We start from the raw sequence: 17,625 nt of genomic DNA on the forward strand, positions 1-17,625 counted from the left end.
ACTACTCAGCGACGCCCACACGATGACCACGATTACCCACATCCACGCCCGCGAAATTCTGGATAGCCGCGGCAACCCCACCTTGGAAGCGGAGGTCGCACTGAGCGATGGCTCGTTTGGCCGCGCCGCGGTACCGTCGGGCGCATCCACCGGCAGCAAGGAGGCGGTGGAACTGCGCGATGGCGATAAAACCCGCTATCTGGGCAAGGGTGTGTTGAAAGCGGTGGGCCACGTCAATGGCACGATTGCCGACACCCTGCGCGGATTTGATGCGGCCGATCAGGCCGGTCTGGACAAACGTCTGATTGATCTGGATGGCACCGACAACAAAGGCCGCTTGGGTGCCAATGCCTTGTTGGGCGTTTCGATGGCGGCGGCGCATGCGGTGGCCGCATCGAAAAAGCTGGCACTGTGGCAATACCTTGCCAGCCTGACTGGCGCAACCCCGGTGTTGCCGGTGCCGATGATGAACATCATCAATGGTGGCGCGCATGCCGACAACAACGTCGACCTGCAGGAGTTCATGGTGCTGCCGGTCGGCTTTGATTCGTTCTCCGAAGCGCTGCGTAGTGGGACCGAAATTTTCCATGCGCTGAAGTCGGTGCTGAAGGGGCGCGGCCTGTCCACTGCGGTGGGCGACGAGGGCGGTTTCGCCCCCGATCTGCGCAGCAATGAAGAGGCGTTGGAAGTGATCCTTGAAGCGATCGGCAAGGCCGGCTACAAGGCTGGCGAAGACGTGATGCTGGGGTTGGATTGTGCGGCCACCGAGTTTTACGAAAATGGCAAATACAATCTCACTGGCGAAGGCAAGCGGCTCAGCTCCGAACAGTTCGTGGACTTCCTGGCGCATTGGTGCGCGCAGTACCCCATCATCACCATTGAAGACGGCATGGGCGAAGACGATTGGGACGGTTGGAAGCAGCTCACCGATCGCTTGGCCGGCAAGGTGCAATTGGTGGGCGATGATGTGTTCGTCACCAATCCACGCATCTTCCGCGACGGCATCAGTCGTGGTGTGGCCAATGCCATTCTGATCAAGGTCAACCAAATCGGTACGCTCAGTGAAACGCTGGAAGCCATCGCGATGGCCGATGCGGCCAAGTACGCGGCGATCATCTCGCATCGCTCGGGTGAAACCGAAGACACCACGATTGCCGATATCGCGGTGGCCACCACCGCCACCCAGATCAAGACCGGCTCGCTGTGTCGCAGCGACCGCGTGGCCAAGTACAACCAATTGCTGCGCATCCAGCAGCAGTTGGGCAGCGCGGCACGCTACGCCGGGCGCGATGCCTTCGTGTCGATCGAGCGCTGACGGAGCCCCTGGATGCGACTGCTGGGTGTGTTGCTCGCGCTGGCGTTGCTGCTGGCCGCATTGCAATACAAGCTGTGGTACGGCCACGGCGGGCAGGCCGATGTGGTGGCGTTGAATGCACAAGTGCTGGCCCAGCAATCCGAGAACGGCAAGCTGCAAGCGCGCAATGACGCGCTTGCAGCGGAAGTGGCTGACCTCAAAAGTGGTGGCGAAGCAGTGGAGGAGCGTGCGCGTAGTGAGCTGGGTCTGGTCAAGCCTGGCGAGACCTTTTACCGCGTGATCGACCACGCGGCGGTGCAATCTGCGCCACCGCGAGCTGCGGAGCCAGCACTTGCACCTGCGCCTGTGGCAACTCCAGAAAAGCTACCTGTTGCGCAACCTGGAACGCCGCAAACAACGGCTGCACCGGCGCCTGCCGATGCCGCCGTCGATGAGCCAGTAGCCGACCCGGATGACGTTACGCCATGATCTGGGCGTTGGTACCGGCTGCCGGTAGCGGCCGCCGCTTCGGTGGCGATGTGCCCAAGCAATATCTGCATGCGGCGGGCAAACCGTTGATTGGGCACGCGCTGGAGGCATTGCTTGCGCACCCGCAGATGGATGGCGCGGTAGTGGCGTTGGCAGCGGACGACCCGCATTGGCCGGGTTGGACAACCCTGCACGGCAAGCCGGTGGTGACCTGTGTGGGCGGCCTTGAGCGCGCCGATTCGGTGCTGGCGGCGCTGTATGCGCTGCCAGAAAACGTGGCGCACGATGCTTTGCTATTGGTGCACGATGCCGCACGCCCCAATGTGCGCGGCTGTGATTTATCGACATTGATTGCCGCTGCCAACGCGCAGCGAGATGGTGCGATTTTGGCCGCGCCGGTGCGCGATACCTTGAAGGCTTCAGATGCCGATCACCGCATCGAAGCCACCGTGCCACGCGCCGGCCTGTGGCGCGCACTGACGCCACAAGCGTTTCGCCGTGACCTGTTGCAACGCGCACTGCAGGCGGCGCAGGCCGCAGGGGTGACGGTGACGGACGAGGCGATGGCGGTAGAGCGGTTGGGCCTGCATCCGGTACTGGTGGAAGGCCGCGAAGATAATCTCAAAGTCACCACCCCGGCGGATTTGGCGTTGGTGGAATTTTTGTTGGCGAGGGCGGCATGAGCATGCGCATTGGTCAAGGGTTTGACGTCCATGCCTTCGGCAGTGGTGATCACATCATGCTGGGTGGTGTGCGCATCGCACATACGCATGGCTTGCGGGCGCATTCCGATGGCGACGTGGTGCTGCACGCGTTGTGCGATGCCATGCTGGGCGCGTTGGCGCTAGGCGATATCGGCATGCACTTCCCGCCCACGGATGCGCGCTGGAAAGATGCAGACAGCCGCAGTTTCTTGCGTCACTGCACCGCGCTGATTCGCGGGCGTGGCTGGCAGGTAGGCAATTGCGATATCACCGTGATTTGCGAGCGACCCAAAGTGGGCCCGCATGCGCAGGCGATGCGCGCGTGCATTGCCTGCGATCTTGGGATTGCGGTGGACGCGGTGAGCGTGAAAGCCACCACCACCGAAACCTTGGGCTTCACCGGGCGTAGCGAGGGCATCGCCGCGCAGGCGGTGTGTTTGTTGGAGCGGCCGTGATGGAGCTGCCTTGCGCTCACGGCGCTGCGGTACTGGGTGCGCATATTCGCAGCACGGATGCAGATTTCTTCGTGGAAGAATTGCCGGGGTTCGAGCCCAGTGGTGCGGGTGAGCATCTGCTCATCAGCATCGAAAAACGCGGCATGAACACCGCGTTCGCCGCCAAAAGGATTGCGCAGTGGGCCGGCGTTGCCGAATCCGCAATTGGCTATGCGGGCCTGAAGGATCGCCATGCCGTCACCCGGCAGCGGTTTTCGGTGTGGATTCCGAAAAAGATCGCACCCGATATCGGCTTATTGCAAAGCGACGATTTGCGTGTGCTGGAACACGCATGGCATTTGCGCAAGCTGCCGCGTGGCGCACTGGCGGGCAACCGCTTCGTGTTGGTGCTGCGTGAGTTGGAGGGCGAACGTGTGGCGATTGAACAGCGCTTGCAGGCGATTGCCGCACACGGCGTGCCCAACTATTTCGGCGAACAGCGCTTTGGCCGCAAAGGCGACAACGTACAGCAGGCGGTGGCGATGTTTGCCGGGCGCAGGGTCAAGCGCGAAGAGCGCAGTCTGCTGTTGTCGGCAGCACGTGCTGAATTGTTCAACCGCGTGTTGTCGGCGCGGGTTGCGGCGGGCACCTGGAATGCTGCGCTTGACGGCGAAGTGTGGATGCTGGACGGCAGCCGTAGCGTGTTCGGGCCGGAAGCCCTCACGCCCGAGTTGCAGGCACGGCTGCAGGCATTCGATATTCATCCCACCGGCCCGTTGTGGGGCGCAGGCCAATTGCGCACGAGTGGGCCCGCACGCGCGTTTGAATTGGCTGCACTGGCAGGCGATACCGCATCAAGATTGCAGCGCGGCCTGGAGCGTGCCGAGCTGCAGCAAGAACGCCGCAACTTGCGCCTGCGGCCGGTAGAACTGGCATGGGCATGGCACGGTGACGGCGCATTGGAGCTGCGTTTTGCCCTGCCGCCGGGCTGCTATGCCACGACGCTGCTGCGTGAGCTGGGCGACATCCGGGATATTCACTCCGCAGTGACCTGATGCGAAGCACGAAAAGCCGCTCGCATAACGGGTGAACCTTGGTTCGAATCTTTGATGTGGCGCGAAAGAAAACGCCCGGCGGTAAGGCCGGGCGTTTCGGGATTGGTGGGCCGTCAAGGATTCGAACCTTGGACCTATTGATTAAGAGTCAACTGCTCTACCAACTGAGCTAACGGCCCCGAAAGAAGCGAAATTGTAGCAAACAATCCAATTCTTGCAAGCGCTGCAATGCAACAACAAGCGAAGAAGTGGGGTGGCTGAGGGGACTCGAACCCCCGACAACTGGAATCACAATCCAGGACTCTAACCAACTGAGCTACAGCCACCACAAAAAACCTCAAACCTTCACAACAATGGCGCGCCCGGCAGGAATCGAACCTGCAACCACCGGCTTAGAAGGCCGGTGCTCTATCCGGTTGAGCTACGGGCGCCCGATCCGGAGTGGTGCATCGTACGGTACCGAAATGGTCGGGGTAGAGGGATTCGAACCCCCGACATCCTGCTCCCAAAGCAGGCGCGCTACCAGACTGCGCTATACCCCGACGATGGAACCGAACATTTCGAAGACACTTGGTGGATGCTTCCTGTTCCCTGTCGTGGCACGCCAGCGCTACGAAAGGCCCGGCATTGTCCAGCGCTAGGCGTCGCATGTCAACGCCATTCCATCAGACAGGTGGCGCGAACGGGCAAAATCGGCGAAACTAGTACGTTCCGCGCGGCCATGCTGCGCCCGTCCAACCCTTCGTACCCGCAACCGGGCTGTGACATGCCCGCCCAGGAGTCATCGCATCATGCAAGTCTCGGTCGAATCCACCGGCAACCTCGAGCGCCGCGTCATCCTCAGCCTGCCCGCAGGCGACGTCGAAGCGCAAATCGGCAGCCGCCTGCGCGAAATCGCGCACAACGTGCGCATCAAGGGCTTTCGCCCAGGCAAGGTGCCGACCAAGGTGGTTGAGCAGCGTTATGGCGGCCAGGTGCGCGCCGAAATCGTGGATGGCCTGTTGCGCCAGGGGCTGGATCAAGCCGTGCGCGAAAACGAATTGCGCGTGGCCGGTCTGCCACAAGTGACGCCGGGAGAAGATGCTGCCGAAGGTGAGCTGAAGTATGTGGCTGCGGTCGAGCTGGTGCCGGAATTTGGCGACCTCGACATGACCAAGCTGGAAGTGGTTCGGCATACAGCGGAAGTGACTGATGCCGATATCGATCGCATGCTGGAAAACCTGCGTCAGCAGCGCGGCAGCTGGAGCAAGGTCGAGCGCGCTGCCAAGGCCGGCGATCTGGTCAATGTGGAAACCTACAGCATCCTCGACGGCGCCCGTATGCCTGCGGAAGGCGTGGAAAAGACCAGTACCGTGCTGGGCACTGCGGCGATGTATCCGGAGGTTGAAACCGCACTGGTTGGAATGCAGGCGGGTGAAGAAAAAACGCTGGATGTGACCCTGCCGGCAGACTGGCACGCCGTGCAATTTGCCGGCAAAACGTTGACATCCACCTTCAAACTGGGTGAAGTGTTTGAGCAGGCGTTGCCTGACATTGATGCCGCTTTCATTCGCAGCTTCGGTGTCAAGAGCGGTGACATCGAACAATTCAAGGCAGACATTCGCAGCAACCTGGAGCGTGAACTCAAGGGTGCGCTGATGAACCGCTTGCGCCGCGAAGTGGGTGACCAATTGGTTGCCGCTTACAAGGATGTGGAATTGCCGCCGCGTCTGGTTGAAAACGAAGCCAATGCGCTGCAAGCCAATGCCGCCGAACAAGCGCGCCGCCAAGGTCAGCAATTGAATGCCGATCCGTCCGCGTTCCAGGAGGCTGCGCGCAAGCGCGTATTGGTCGGCCTGTTGGTGGGTGAGGTTGCCCGCCGCAATGATCTGCGTCTGGAGCCCGAGCGCCTGAATGAGACCATGCGCCTGATTGCATCGACCTACGAGCAGCCGGAACAGGTGATCGCGCTGTATCGCAATGACCAACAGTTGATGCAGGGCTTGCAGAACCGCGTTATGGAAGAACAGGTCATCGACTGGATTGCGGAGCGTGCTCAGCATACCGAGCAAGCGCTGAGCTTCCAGGACGCACTTAACTCGTAAGCCTGCGACTGCCGGAACTCGCCGCTTCGGCGGCGGTCTGGCAAGGTAGTCGACAGTCATCCCGCAACACACGTCTTTCGCAGCGAGTACCCATGGATCCGATCAAAGCCCTCAATTTGGTGCCGATGGTGGTCGAACAGACCAGCCGCGGTGAGCGCGCCTACGACATCTACTCGCGCCTGTTGAAGGAGCGCGTGATTTTCCTGGTGGGCGGTATCGACGATCACGTGGCCAATGTGGTGTTGGCACAGATGTTGTTCCTCGAGGCGGAAAACCCCGAGAAAGACATCAGTCTGTACATCAACTCGCCTGGCGGGATCGTCACTGCGGGCATGGCGATCTACGACACCATGCAATACATCAAGCCGGACGTGAGCACCATTTGCGTGGGGCAAGCCTGCTCGATGGGTGCGGTGTTGCTGGCAGCGGGTGCTTCGGGCAAGCGCTATGCGCTACCCAATTCGCGCGTGATGATTCACCAGCCGCTGGGCGGTGCACAGGGCCAAGCCACTGATATCGACATCCAGGCACGTGAAATCTTGACGATGCGCGAACGCTTGAATGAGATTTTGGCGCGCCACACTGGCCAGCCGATCGAAACTATTGCCCGCGATACCGACCGTGACAACTTCAAGAGTGCCCAGGCTGCGCGTGAATACGGCTTGGTAGATGAAGTGCTGGTGCGGCGTCCGGACGAGTCGATTCAAGCCAATTGAACCAGCCTGCGCAGCCCCGATACTGGATTGCGCCGGCGATAAATCAGGGATGCACCGGCCTGTCAGGCCCGGCGGGTGCATATGGTATTCTCGGGCCGAAAGCGCGGATGCGCGGCAAGTGAGTGGCGAATGAGCGAAGACCGTCAGGGACGCAACACCGGCGACAACAGCAAGATCCTGTACTGCTCCTTCTGTGGAAAGAGTCAGCACGAGGTACGCAAGCTGATCGCAGGGCCCAGTGTGTTCATCTGCGATGAATGCGTGGAGTTGTGCAACGACATCATCCGCGAGGAGCTTGAGGAAAAGGCGCAGTCCAGCCGCAGTTCGCTGCCCAAGCCGCGCGAGATTCTCGAAGTACTCGATCAATACGTGATTGGCCAGCAGCGTGCGAAAAAAACGCTGGCGGTGGCGGTGTACAACCACTACAAGCGCATCGAGAGTCGACAGAAGTCGGACGACATCGAGCTGGCAAAATCCAATATCCTGCTGGTGGGCCCCACCGGCTCGGGCAAGACGCTGCTGGCGGAAACGTTGGCACGCATGCTCAATGTGCCGTTTACCATGGCCGATGCCACCACCCTGACCGAAGCCGGTTACGTCGGTGAGGACGTGGAAAACATCATTCAGAAGCTGCTGCAAAAATGCGATTACGATGTCGAAAAAGCGCAGCAGGGCATTGTGTACATCGATGAAATCGACAAGATTTCGCGCAAGAGCGAAAACCCGTCGATCACCCGCGATGTCTCTGGTGAGGGCGTACAGCAGGCGCTGCTCAAGCTGATCGAAGGCACCTTGGCCAGCGTGCCGCCGCAGGGTGGCCGCAAGCATCCGCAGCAGGAGTTCTTGCAAGTCGATACCCGCAATATCCTGTTCATTGTGGGTGGCGCGTTTGCCGGGTTGGACAAGGTGATTCAGCAACGTTCCAGCGAATCTGGCGGGATTGGCTTTGGCGCCAAGGTCAAGAGTGCCGAACGCAAGGCAGATATCGGCCAGGTGTTGTCGCAAGTGGAACCGGAAGACTTGATCAAGTATGGCTTGATTCCGGAATTTGTCGGCCGCTTGCCGGTGGTAGCAACGCTGGAGGAGCTGGACGAAGCGGCGCTGATCAAGATTTTGACCGAGCCCAAAAATGCCATCACCAAGCAGTTCAAGAAATTGTTTGACATGGAGGGCGTGGAGCTGGAAATCCGTCCCGACGCGCTGGCTGCGATTGCCAAAAAAGCAATCAAGCGCAAGACCGGTGCACGTGGCCTGCGCACCATCGTCGAATCAGTATTGTTGGACACCATGTATGACCTGCCCTCGCTGGAAAACGTCAGCAAGGTGGTGGTGGATGAATCCGTGATCGAGCACAAGTCCGAGCCATATCTGATCTACCAAAGTGCCCCGGCCAAGGTGGCAGCTGCCGATTGAGTTGCCTGCCGGTGGCTCCCGCAAGCCGCCTTCGGGCGGCTTGTTTGTTTTTTGGATTCGGTAACGTATTGATTTTCAGATTGTTTTTCTGTTGTTGCAAAAATGCTTGCAACACGGCGACAACAACCCCATAAACGAGTCAGGCATTGTGATTGCAGTGCCGCACCAGGAGATCTTGCATGTCTGCCCCTACTGACTCTACTGCCCACATCCTCCCAGTGTTGCCGCTGCGTGACGTGGTGGTGTTCCCGCATATGGTGATCCCGCTGTTCGTGGGGCGCGAAAAATCCATTCGCGCACTCGATATTGCCGTGGAAGGGGATAAACGCATTTTGCTGGTGGCGCAGACCTCCCCGGAGACCGACGACCCTGGTGCCACCGATCTGCACTCGGTGGGTACTTTGGCGCAGGTGCTGCAACTTCTGAAGTTGCCGGATGGCACCATCAAGGTGCTGGTGGAGGGCGTGACGCGCGCGCGCGTACAGCACGTGCATGCGCATGATGGTGCGCTATTTGCCGATGCGCAGGATGTGCCTGTCCCGATCAGCCGCGAGCCGCGTGAAGTCCAGGCCATCGGGCGCACGCTGCTGGCGCTGTTTGAGCAGTACATCAAGACCAATCGCAAATTGCCGCCGGAGCTGCTGCAAACCTTGGCCGGGATTGAAGAGCCCGAGCGCCTGGCCGATACCGTGGCTGCGCATCTGGGCGTGCGTCTTGCCGATAAGCAAAAACTGCTGGAAACCCTGGATACCGCTGAGCGCTTGGAATTGTTGGTGGGGTTGGTAGAGGGTGAAATTGATGTGCAGCAGATGGAAAAGCGCATTCGCGGGCGGGTCAAGACGCAGATGGAAAAAAGCCAGCGCGAGTACTACCTCAACGAGCAGATGAAGGCTATCCAGAAAGAGCTGGGTGAGCTGGATGAAGCGCCCAATGAACTGGAAGAAATCGCCAAGAAAATTGCTGCTGCCAAGATGCCCAAGGCGGTGGAAACCAAAGCCAAGACCGAGCTCGCCAAGCTCAAGCAGATGTCACCGATGTCGGCCGAGGCGGGTGTGGTGCGCAATTACTTGGATTGGTTATTGGGCGTGCCGTGGGACGTGCGCAGCAAGGTGCGCAAGAATTTGAAGGCCGCGCAAGACACGCTGGATGCAGACCATTACGGGTTGGAGAAGGTCAAGGACCGCATCCTGGAATATTTGGCGGTGCAGTCACGGGTCTCGAAAATGAAGGGCCCCATCTTGTGCTTGGTGGGGCCGCCTGGCGTGGGCAAAACCTCGCTGGGGCAAAGTATTGCCAAGGCCACCAACCGCAAATTCGTGCGCATGGCACTCGGTGGCGTGCGTGATGAAGCCGAGATTCGCGGCCATCGGCGCACGTATGTGGGCTCGATGCCCGGCCGGATCGTGCAGAATCTGAACAAGGCGGGTAGTAAGAATCCGCTGTTCATGCTCGACGAAATCGACAAGATGTCGATGGACTTCCGTGGCGATCCTTCTTCGGCCCTGCTGGAAGTGTTGGATCCCGAGCAAAATCACGCCTTCAACGACCACTACCTGGAAGTTGATCTGGATTTGTCCGAAGTGATGTTCGTGGCAACGTCCAATTCAATGAACATTCCAGGTCCATTGCTCGATCGCATGGAGGTGATCCGGATTCCGGGTTACACCGAGGAAGAAAAGCTCAATATCGCCAGCCGCTATCTGGTGCCCAAGCAGATCAAGGCCAACGGTCTGCGTGAGGCTGAGTTGGTGATTGCCGAGGCGGCGATTACCGACATCATTCGTTATTACACGCGGGAATCAGGCGTGCGCAACCTTGAGCGCGAGCTGGCCAAGATTGCCCGCAAAGTGGTCAAGGATATTGCGTTGCAAGGCCCGAAGGTCAAAGGCAGCACGCCCAAGACGATCACCGTGAATGGCAAGAACCTGGCCAAGTATCTGGGGGTGCAGCGCTTTGATTTTGGCCGTGCCGAAGCAGAGAACGAAATCGGCCTGGTCACCGGCTTGGCATGGACCGAAGTGGGGGGCGATCTGTTGCAAGTCGAGTCCACTTTGGTGCCGGGCAAGGGGCAGGTCATCCTGACCGGGCAGTTGGGCGATGTGATGAAAGAATCGGCATCGGCGGCGCTGTCGGTGGTGCGCGCGCGCGCGGCGCAACTGGGCATCGAAATTGATTTCCTGCACAAGCACGATGTGCATGTGCATGTGCCCGATGGCGCCACACCGAAGGATGGCCCCAGTGCAGGTATTGCAATGGCCACCGCGCTGGTGTCGATGCTGACCAAAGTGCCAGTGCGGCATGATCTGGCGATGACCGGCGAGATCACCTTGCGTGGCCGTGTAAGCGCCATTGGTGGGTTGAAAGAGAAATTGCTGGCGGCTTTGCGTGGTGGGATCAAGACGGTGCTGATCCCGGAGGAAAACCGCAAGGATCTTGCCGACCTGCCGGCGACAGTGACCCGGAACTTGAAGATCGTGCCGGTGAAATGGATCGACGAAGTGCTGGAGCTTGCGCTGGTGCAACCGGCTCCAGCACGCAAGACGGCTGGCAAGGCGGCGGCCAAAACGCCCGCTGTGCGCGTGCGGGCCGCAGTGCCAAAAGGCAGGGGGAAGGGCACCACCCGCCCTTCGCTCAAGCACTGAATATGGGGAAAATGCGACCTGATCCCAAATGAACCGCTGAAACCCGCACCAGAGCTTGTTTTCGTGTTGCATGCAGGAAATGGCACTGGTATAAAGTTTGGCAACCGTGGCGTGCACCTGTTCTCGCTGCGGTAAGCCCAAAGCACAGGCAGGGGAGCGCCTTTATTTTGGTCAACCGATTTCTTGCACCAACAACCGCAACGGAGCCAATACACCAATGAACAAAGCTGATTTCATCGAAGCCGTAGCCGATGGCGCTGAACTGACCAAGGCCGATGCCGGCCGTGCTGTCGATGCGATGATCGCTGCCGTTACCAAGGCCCTCAAGAAGGGCGACACCGTGACCCTCGTGGGCTTCGGTACCTTCTCGGTTCGCAAGCGCGGCGCCCGCACCGGCCGCAACCCGCGTACTGGCGACACCATCAAGATCAAGGCCTCCAAGAACCCCGCATTCAAGGCAGGCAAGGCATTGAAGGACGCGGTCAACTGATCGCAGCGCAAAGTTTTCGCGCAAAAGCCCGGCTAAATGCCGGGCTTTTGCATTTTGGTGGTTTCGCTGCGCGCACTGGCCTGCGATAATGTCGGCTCCGGGCACTTAGCTCAGCGGTAGAGCGGCTCCTTTACACGGAGCGGGTCGGGGGTTCGATCCCCTCAGTGCCCACCAGATGTGTAGTCGTGATCCAGACCGGATGTCCAATTCACATTGGGCATCCGGTTTTTTTATGGCACAAAGACCGAAGATTTGCGCTGCAGCATTTCAATGCTGTTACATTTGCTGCAATGCGGCATCTTTCCGCCGTTAGCCCGTTTTCATCGTCCCCATCGGGGTCACGGATCAGCCCTTGAACACCTTCGGCCATCTGCTGCGCGTCACCACTTTTGGCGAGTCGCATGGGCCGGCCATCGGCTGCGTCCTCGACGGCTGCCCGCCCGGCATCGCCATCGCGCCGGAAGACTTCGCGCATGACCTCGCACGCCGTGCCACCGGCAAGACCCGCCATACCTCGGCGCGGCACGAAGCGGACGAGGTCGAAATCCTCAGCGGCGTGTATGAAGGCGTCACCACCGGCACGCCGATCGCGCTGCTGATTCGCAACACCGACCAGCGCAGCAAGGACTACGCGAAGATCGCCGCGCAGTTCCGCCCCGGCCATGCCGACTACAGCTATTGGCAGAAGTACGGCACCCGCGATCCGCGCGGCGGCGGGCGCAGCAGCGCGCGCGAGACCACACTGCGCGTGGCTGCCGCGGTCATCGCCAAGAAGTGGTTGGTCCAGCGTGGCGTCACCGTGCGCGGCTGCATGACCCAGATCGGCGATGTCGTGCCACGTTTGCACGACTGGAGCGCGGTGGAAGGCAATCCGTTCTTCTGGCCTTGCGCAGAGCAGGTGGCCGAGCTGGAAAGCTACATGGACGCGCTGCGCAAGTCCGGCGATTCGGTCGGCGCGAAGGTCATGGCGGTGGCCGATGGCGTGCCGCCTGGCTGGGGCGAGCCGATCTACGGCAAGTTGGACGGTGAGCTGGCAGCGGCGATGATGTCGATCAACGCGGTCAAGGGCGTGGAGATCGGCGATGGTTTTGCTTCGGTGGCGCAATTGGGCAGCGTGCACCGCGATGTGATGACGCCGGATGGCTTCCTGAGCAACCATGCCGGCGGCATCCTCGGCGGTATTTCCACCGGGCAACAGATTTCGGTATCGGTGGCCTTCAAACCCACGTCCAGCTTGCGGCTGCCGGTGCAAGGGTTGGACGTGGACGGCCACGTGGTGGATGTGGTCACCACCGGCCGCCACGACCCCTGCGTCGGCATCCGCGCAACCCCTATTTGCGAGGCGATGCTGGCGCTGGTGCTGATGGATCAAGCGTTGCGTCATCGTGCGCAGTGTGGCGACGTGGGTGAGATGTCCCCGCGCATTGCCGGCAACATCAACATTACCGGCGCGAAACGATAGCGGCGCGCCGCCGGCTTAGCCCCCCACGGGCAGCGACGCGCCGCAGGCAATACCGCACACGAGCTTGGTTTCCTTCTGTCGGCGCAGGCTGCGCCGCACTCAAAATTTCAAAGGCAAAGAGTCATGAGCAACAAGTACAAGGTCGCGGTGGTGGGTGCCACTGGCGCCGTGGGTGAGGTCATGTTGTCGATCCTGGCCGAACGCAAGTTCCCGATCAGCGAATTGGTGGCATTGGCCAGCGAACGTTCTGCCGGCAGCCATATCGATTTTGGTGATGACGAGGTACTGGTGCAGGACTTGGCCAACTTCGACCCGTCCAGTGTCGATATCGCACTGTTCTCGGCCGGTGGCGCGACCAGCAAGGAATACGCACCGAAATTCGCCGCCGCCGGCGCGGTGGTGATCGACAATTCTTCCACCTTCCGCTACGACGATGATGTGCCGCTGGTGGTGAGTGAAGTCAATCCTGACGCAGCAAAAAACCGCCCGCGCGGCATTATTGCCAATCCCAATTGCTCCACCATGCAACTGATGCCGGTGCTGGCACCGATCCATCGCGAATACGGCATCGAGCGCGTCAATGTGGCGACCTATCAGTCGGTGTCCGGCGGTGGCCGCAGCGCGATGGAAGAGTTGGGCAGGCAAACCGCCGAGCTCCTGAGTTTTCAGGACATCGAACCGAAAAAGTTTCCGGTGCAGATCGCCTTCAATCTGATTCCGCATATCGACGAATTCCAGCCCAACGGCTACACCAAGGAAGAAATGAAGTTGGTGTGGGAAACCCAGAAAATCCTGGGGGACAGCACGATCCAGGTGAACCCCACCGCAGTGCGCGTGCCGGTGTTCTTCGGGCATTCCGAAGCGGTGAATATCGAAACCAAACACAAAATCACGGTCGAGCAGGCGCGTGCGCTGCTGGGCAAGGCGGCAGGGGTGGAAGTGGTGGATGAGCACAAGGCCGGCGGCTACCCAACCCCCGTCACCCATGCCTCCGGCAAGGATCCGGTGTTTGTGGGCCGCATCCGTGAGGATTTTTCGCACCCGCGCGGGCTCAATTTGTGGGTGGTGGCCGACAACATACGCAAGGGTGCGGCGCTCAATGCGGTGCAGATTGCCGAACTATTAGTGGCAGAAGGCTTGCCGCCGAAGGCCACTGGGGGCTAGAGTCGCAACGCCTACTAGCGGGGATGGAGAGCGTGTGAATCGAGCATTGCGCACAGCGGTGATGACCGCGTTGTTACTGGCGGCGGGAAATAGCTGGGCACTTGGGCTGGGCCAAATTCAGGTCAAGAGCAAGCGTAATCAACCGTTAGTAGCAGAAATTCCCATCATCTCCACCACCCCAGGCGAGCTGGCTGCGCTGCAAGCACGGCTGGCCTCTCCGGAGACGTTTCGCCGTATCGGGCTGTCGCCTCCCAGCGGGGCGGCTGCAGATTTGCAGTTCAGCTTAGGCAGCGATAGCAAGGGGCGCCCGGTGATTCGCGTCACCACGCTCAAGCCGGTGGATCAAGGCGCGCTCAATTTCCTGGTTGAAGTCGATTGGGGCACCGGCCGGCTGGTGCGCGAATATTCGGCTTTGGTAGATACCCCCGACACCGCTGCTGCCGGAGTGCAGCCGTCAGTGCAGTTGCCGCAGGCCCCGGCGGCGAATTTGGTGCAACGCCCGCAACCTGCGTTGCCGGCCCCGCTTGCCCCAGCGGCGGCCCCTGCGCCAGTTGCTGCTGCAACCCAGGCAAGCACGGCACCCGCCCAACCTGTTCCTGCTGCGTCCCCGCCAGAGCCCTTGCCTGCGCCAACCGCAAACATCGCACCAGTTCCTGCATCGATACCTGTACCGCCAACACCGGTGCCTCCACCAGCAGCACCAGTGGCAGCAGCCAGTGCGCCGACAGAGGCGCAGTATGGCCCGGTCAAGCGCGGTGAAACCCTGTCGAAAATTGTTGGTGCGGTTGGTTTGCGATCTGCATTTAGCCTTGACCAGTCGATGTTGGCGCTGTTGCGCGCAAACCCAGAGGCATTCCTGGGTGATGACGTGAATCGCCTGCGCAGCGGGGCGATTTTGCGTGTCCCCGGGCATGACGATGTCGCCAAGATCGATGCCGACGAGGCCACTCAGGTGGTACGCCAGCAGATGCAGCAGTGGCAGCAGGCACGTCATGCGGTGCGGCTGTCAGAGGAGACCGTTGCCACGCAGGCGGAGCCCACCCGTAAGCCTGCTGATAGTGCCGCTACAGCAGATGCCACCGAACCCAAGCAAGCGCCGGCGCACACGTCTGTTACCAAGAACGTTGCAACCGTCTCGCGCAAACCCGCTGCGTCCAGCAAACCCGCAACGGCGGCCAATCCACCTGCGCCAGAACACGCGCAGGCCAAACTACAGCGTCGAAACGAAGCGCGGTTGCAAATCGTGCCACCCACGGGGCCGGGCAAGGCCACAGGTATGAAGTCCGGCACCGACGCCGGCGGGAAGGGCAGCATGTTGCAACAAGAATTGCGTCAGCGTGACGAAGATATCGCCGCAAAAACGGCCGAAATTGGCGAGTTGAAAGAGCGCGTGGCTTCGCTCGAAAAACTCAAGGACGAGCAGCAAAAGCTCATCGCGCTGAAAGACACGGAATTGGCCACTGCACAGGCGCACCTGGCACAAGCCAACCAGGCACAAGCCCAAGCACAAGCGCAGGCACAAGCGCAGGCACAAACACCGGCCAAGCCGCAAACCGCAGCGCCAGTAGCCGCAACCACCACGAGCCAACAACCCGCGCCTGCACCTGATGCGCCCAAGCACAAGGCAATGCCCTATGTCTGGGGCGGGGTCGGTTTTGCTGCACTGGCGCTGTTGGCTTGGCTATTGGCAGGCCGCCGCAAGCCTGCTGCCACTCCGGTGCGCCGCAGTGTGTTTGACAGCGAAGCGCTGGCGGCCAGCATGGTGGCAATGACGACACCTGAGGACACGGCGGAGACTGCGGCAGAGCCCATCTTCAAGCCGATCGCCGGCGACGCTGTGCAAGCGGCTGAAGTTGGGAGTACAGCGCCGACGCCGGCACGCACCGACACACCCGCGTGGCATTCGGGCTGGGTCAAGGCCGAGCCCGAGCCGGAGCCTGCCGCACCTGCAGCGGACGCTCAAGCCGCTGTGCAATCCAATCCGGTCGCTGCGCCAGCCGCAGCGACAACTGAAGCAGCGCCAGCACATGCCAGCATCGAGCAGCGCTTCAAGCTAGTGGACGCGTTCCTCGATATGGGCGATAAAACTTCGGCGCAGCAGATCCTAGCCGAGTTGTTGAACGACGAGGATGATGCTGCCAGCGAGAAAGCGGGCCGCATGCTGAGCAAGTTGATGGGCTGAGGGTTGCCACAAACGCAATGCGCCTTGCTCTTGGTATCGAATACGACGGCAGCGGCTTTTCTGGCTGGCAGCGGCTGACTGCTGCCGGCACCCTGGTGCCCGATGGCAGCCTGCAAACAGCGCTGGAGATCGCGCTGTCGCGGGTCGCTGGTGCGCCGATTGATACCGTGTGCGCAGGCCGCACCGATGCAGGTGTGCACGGGCAATGCCAAGTGGTGCATTTTGATACCGAAGCGTTGCGGGATAGTCGTGGCTGGGTTTTGGGCGCTACCACCAACCTGCCACCGACGATGGCGGTGCGTTGGTGTGTACCGGTGGCCGACGATTTCAGCGCGCGTTTTTCGGCGTGCGCGCGCAGTTATCGCTATCGCATTCTCAACCGGGCGGTGCGGCCCGGCTTGCAGCGCCAGTATTTGAGCTGGGAACGCATGCCGCTGGATGCAGCAGCCATGCATGCGGCGGCGCAGGCATTGCTGGGTGAACAGGATTTTTCCGCGTTCCGTAGCGCGCAATGCCAAGCCAGTCATGCACGCCGCAATGTGCACACCATCCAGGTGCAGCGTAGTGGTGATGAAGTGGTGGTGGACGTGCAAGCCAACGCGTTCTTGCACCACATGGTGCGCAATTTCGTGGGATCACTGTTGGTAGTTGGGCGCGGCGAGCGTGCGCCGGAGTGGATCGCACAATTGTTGGCGGGCCGCAATCGCACCGTGGCCGGTCCCACCGCGCCATCCGCGGGGCTGTTGTTTCTTGGGCCGAAATACCCCGTCGAATGCCGGCTGCCAGCCGAGGTTACGCTGTGACAGATAGGGCGACGCGCATCAAGTTATGCGGCATGACGCGTAGCGAGGATGTGCAGTTGGCGGTGGCTTTGCAGGTGGATTTCATTGGCCTGATTTTTGCCACACGCAGTCCACGCAAGCTGGCGCTGACGCAGGCTGCCGACCTGCGTGTATTGGTGCCGCCAAGTACGCGGGTGGTGGCCTTGTTGATGAACAACGCACGCCACGATATCGACGCCATAATCGCCCGCACGCAACCGGATTTGCTGCAATTCCATGGCGACGAGGAGGCGGAGTTTTGCGCCAGCTTCGGGCTGCCGTATTTCAAGGCAATCGCGATGGGCGATACGGCCGATCCGCTGCCCGCCATGGCGGCGTTTCCCGGTGCGTCAGGCTTTGTGCTGGATGGTCATGGTGCAGGCGAGCAGGGCGGTAGTGGCAAGCGCTTTGACTGGTCAAGGTTGCCACGTGATCAACAGACCCCCATTTTGTTGGCGGGGGGTCTGAACGCCTGCAATGTGGCGCAGGCATTGCGCACGGCGCAGCCGTGGGGGGTGGATATTGCCAGTGGTATTGAAGTCGCGCCGGGGCAAAAGGATGCTGCCGCGATGCGCCGGTTTGTGGCGGCAGTGCGCGCCGAGGATGCCGCACATCAGGCGGCGATCGGTTAGGCTATACACACTCATGAATTCATCGTTTCGACCTGCTGCCCCG

Annotated in this window: 15 protein-coding genes and 5 tRNA genes; 16 read left to right on the forward strand and 4 right to left on the reverse strand. The window is 60.8% G+C overall.

Annotated features, from left to right (window positions below; all coding sequences use genetic code 11):
• The first annotated feature begins 22 nt into the window (after nt 1–22).
• Genes eno through truD form a run of 5 tightly spaced genes read left to right on the forward strand, consistent with a single transcriptional unit; the run spans nt 23 to nt 3,976 of the window.
• The gene (eno, locus tag K7B09_RS07350) at nt 23–1,315 is read left to right on the forward strand and encodes a phosphopyruvate hydratase (RefSeq protein ID WP_223628386.1); all 1,293 of its coding nucleotides are present in this window, start codon (nt 23–25) and stop codon (nt 1,313–1,315) included.
• 12 nt (nt 1,316–1,327) lie between these two features.
• The gene (ftsB, locus tag K7B09_RS07355; protein ID WP_374349471.1) at nt 1,328–1,783 is read left to right on the forward strand and encodes a cell division protein FtsB; all 456 of its coding nucleotides are present in this window, start codon (nt 1,328–1,330) and stop codon (nt 1,781–1,783) included.
• The gene (gene ispD / locus K7B09_RS07360) at nt 1,780–2,466 is read left to right on the forward strand and encodes a 2-C-methyl-D-erythritol 4-phosphate cytidylyltransferase (RefSeq protein ID WP_223628388.1); all 687 of its coding nucleotides are present in this window, start codon (nt 1,780–1,782) and stop codon (nt 2,464–2,466) included. Before ftsB ends, ispD begins: the two co-directional genes overlap by 4 nt.
• Nucleotides 2,463–2,942, forward strand: a complete 480-nt coding sequence (gene ispF, locus K7B09_RS07365; RefSeq protein WP_223628391.1) for a 2-C-methyl-D-erythritol 2,4-cyclodiphosphate synthase — start codon at nt 2,463–2,465, stop codon at nt 2,940–2,942. The genes ispD and ispF overlap by 4 nt, the downstream gene beginning before the upstream one ends.
• Nucleotides 2,942–3,976, forward strand: a complete 1,035-nt coding sequence (truD, locus tag K7B09_RS07370; protein WP_223628393.1) for a tRNA pseudouridine(13) synthase TruD — start codon at nt 2,942–2,944, stop codon at nt 3,974–3,976. The genes ispF and truD overlap by 1 nt, the downstream gene beginning before the upstream one ends.
• A 103-nt stretch (nt 3,977–4,079) precedes the next feature.
• Here truD and K7B09_RS07375 read toward each other — a convergent pair.
• The 4 genes from K7B09_RS07375 to K7B09_RS07390 form a co-directional block, all read right to left on the reverse strand.
• A tRNA-Lys gene (locus tag K7B09_RS07375) sits at nt 4,080–4,155 on the reverse strand.
• Between the two features lie 70 nt (nt 4,156–4,225).
• Nucleotides 4,226–4,302, reverse strand: a tRNA-His gene (locus K7B09_RS07380).
• A gap of 28 nt (nt 4,303–4,330) precedes the next feature.
• Nucleotides 4,331–4,407 (reverse strand) — tRNA-Arg (locus K7B09_RS07385).
• 34 nt (nt 4,408–4,441) lie between these two features.
• Nucleotides 4,442–4,518 (reverse strand) — tRNA-Pro (locus K7B09_RS07390).
• 249 nt (nt 4,519–4,767) lie between these two features.
• On the opposite strand from K7B09_RS07390, the gene tig reads away from it, so the two are divergent.
• The 11 genes from tig to K7B09_RS07450 all read left to right on the forward strand — a co-directional run bounded on the left by tig (nt 4,768) and on the right by K7B09_RS07450 (nt 17,582).
• Nucleotides 4,768–6,060, forward strand: coding sequence for a trigger factor (gene tig, locus K7B09_RS07395; protein WP_223628395.1), 1,293 nt, complete (start codon nt 4,768–4,770; stop codon nt 6,058–6,060).
• A 92-nt stretch (nt 6,061–6,152) separates the two neighbouring features.
• Nucleotides 6,153–6,776, forward strand: coding sequence for an ATP-dependent Clp endopeptidase proteolytic subunit ClpP (clpP, locus tag K7B09_RS07400; protein ID WP_223628397.1), 624 nt, complete (start codon nt 6,153–6,155; stop codon nt 6,774–6,776).
• Between the two features lie 129 nt (nt 6,777–6,905).
• The gene (gene clpX, locus K7B09_RS07405) at nt 6,906–8,189 is read left to right on the forward strand and encodes an ATP-dependent Clp protease ATP-binding subunit ClpX (protein ID WP_223628401.1); all 1,284 of its coding nucleotides are present in this window, start codon (nt 6,906–6,908) and stop codon (nt 8,187–8,189) included.
• A 179-nt stretch (nt 8,190–8,368) separates the two neighbouring features.
• Complete coding sequence (gene lon / locus K7B09_RS07410; RefSeq protein WP_223628403.1) at nt 8,369–10,831, forward strand: endopeptidase La; 2,463 nt, start codon at nt 8,369–8,371, stop codon at nt 10,829–10,831.
• A 217-nt stretch (nt 10,832–11,048) separates the two neighbouring features.
• Entirely contained in the window at nt 11,049–11,321 is a 273-nt protein-coding gene (locus K7B09_RS07415) for an HU family DNA-binding protein (RefSeq protein ID WP_223628405.1), read from the forward strand.
• Nucleotides 11,322–11,420: 99 nt separating this feature from the next.
• Nucleotides 11,421–11,495, forward strand: a tRNA-Val gene (locus K7B09_RS07420).
• Nucleotides 11,496–11,673: 178 nt separating this feature from the next.
• Nucleotides 11,674–12,783, forward strand: a complete 1,110-nt coding sequence (gene aroC, locus K7B09_RS07425) for a chorismate synthase (RefSeq protein WP_223628407.1) — start codon at nt 11,674–11,676, stop codon at nt 12,781–12,783.
• A gap of 123 nt (nt 12,784–12,906) precedes the next feature.
• Nucleotides 12,907–13,947, forward strand: coding sequence for an aspartate-semialdehyde dehydrogenase (locus K7B09_RS07430; RefSeq protein WP_223628410.1), 1,041 nt, complete (start codon nt 12,907–12,909; stop codon nt 13,945–13,947).
• A 34-nt stretch (nt 13,948–13,981) separates the two neighbouring features.
• Nucleotides 13,982–16,129, forward strand: a complete 2,148-nt coding sequence (locus K7B09_RS07440; protein ID WP_317851751.1) for a FimV/HubP family polar landmark protein — start codon at nt 13,982–13,984, stop codon at nt 16,127–16,129.
• Nucleotides 16,130–16,146: 17 nt separating this feature from the next.
• Entirely contained in the window at nt 16,147–16,932 is a 786-nt protein-coding gene (truA, locus tag K7B09_RS07445) for a tRNA pseudouridine(38-40) synthase TruA (RefSeq protein WP_223628412.1), read from the forward strand.
• 32 nt (nt 16,933–16,964) lie between these two features.
• On the forward strand, nt 16,965–17,582 hold the full coding sequence (locus tag K7B09_RS07450; protein WP_263296720.1) for a phosphoribosylanthranilate isomerase: 618 nt from the start codon (nt 16,965–16,967) through the stop codon (nt 17,580–17,582).
• Nucleotides 17,583–17,625 lie beyond the last annotated feature (43 nt).

This window comes from Thermomonas beijingensis (assembly GCF_020034655.1).
GTDB classification, from domain to species: Bacteria; Pseudomonadota; Gammaproteobacteria; order Xanthomonadales; family Xanthomonadaceae; genus Thermomonas; species Thermomonas beijingensis.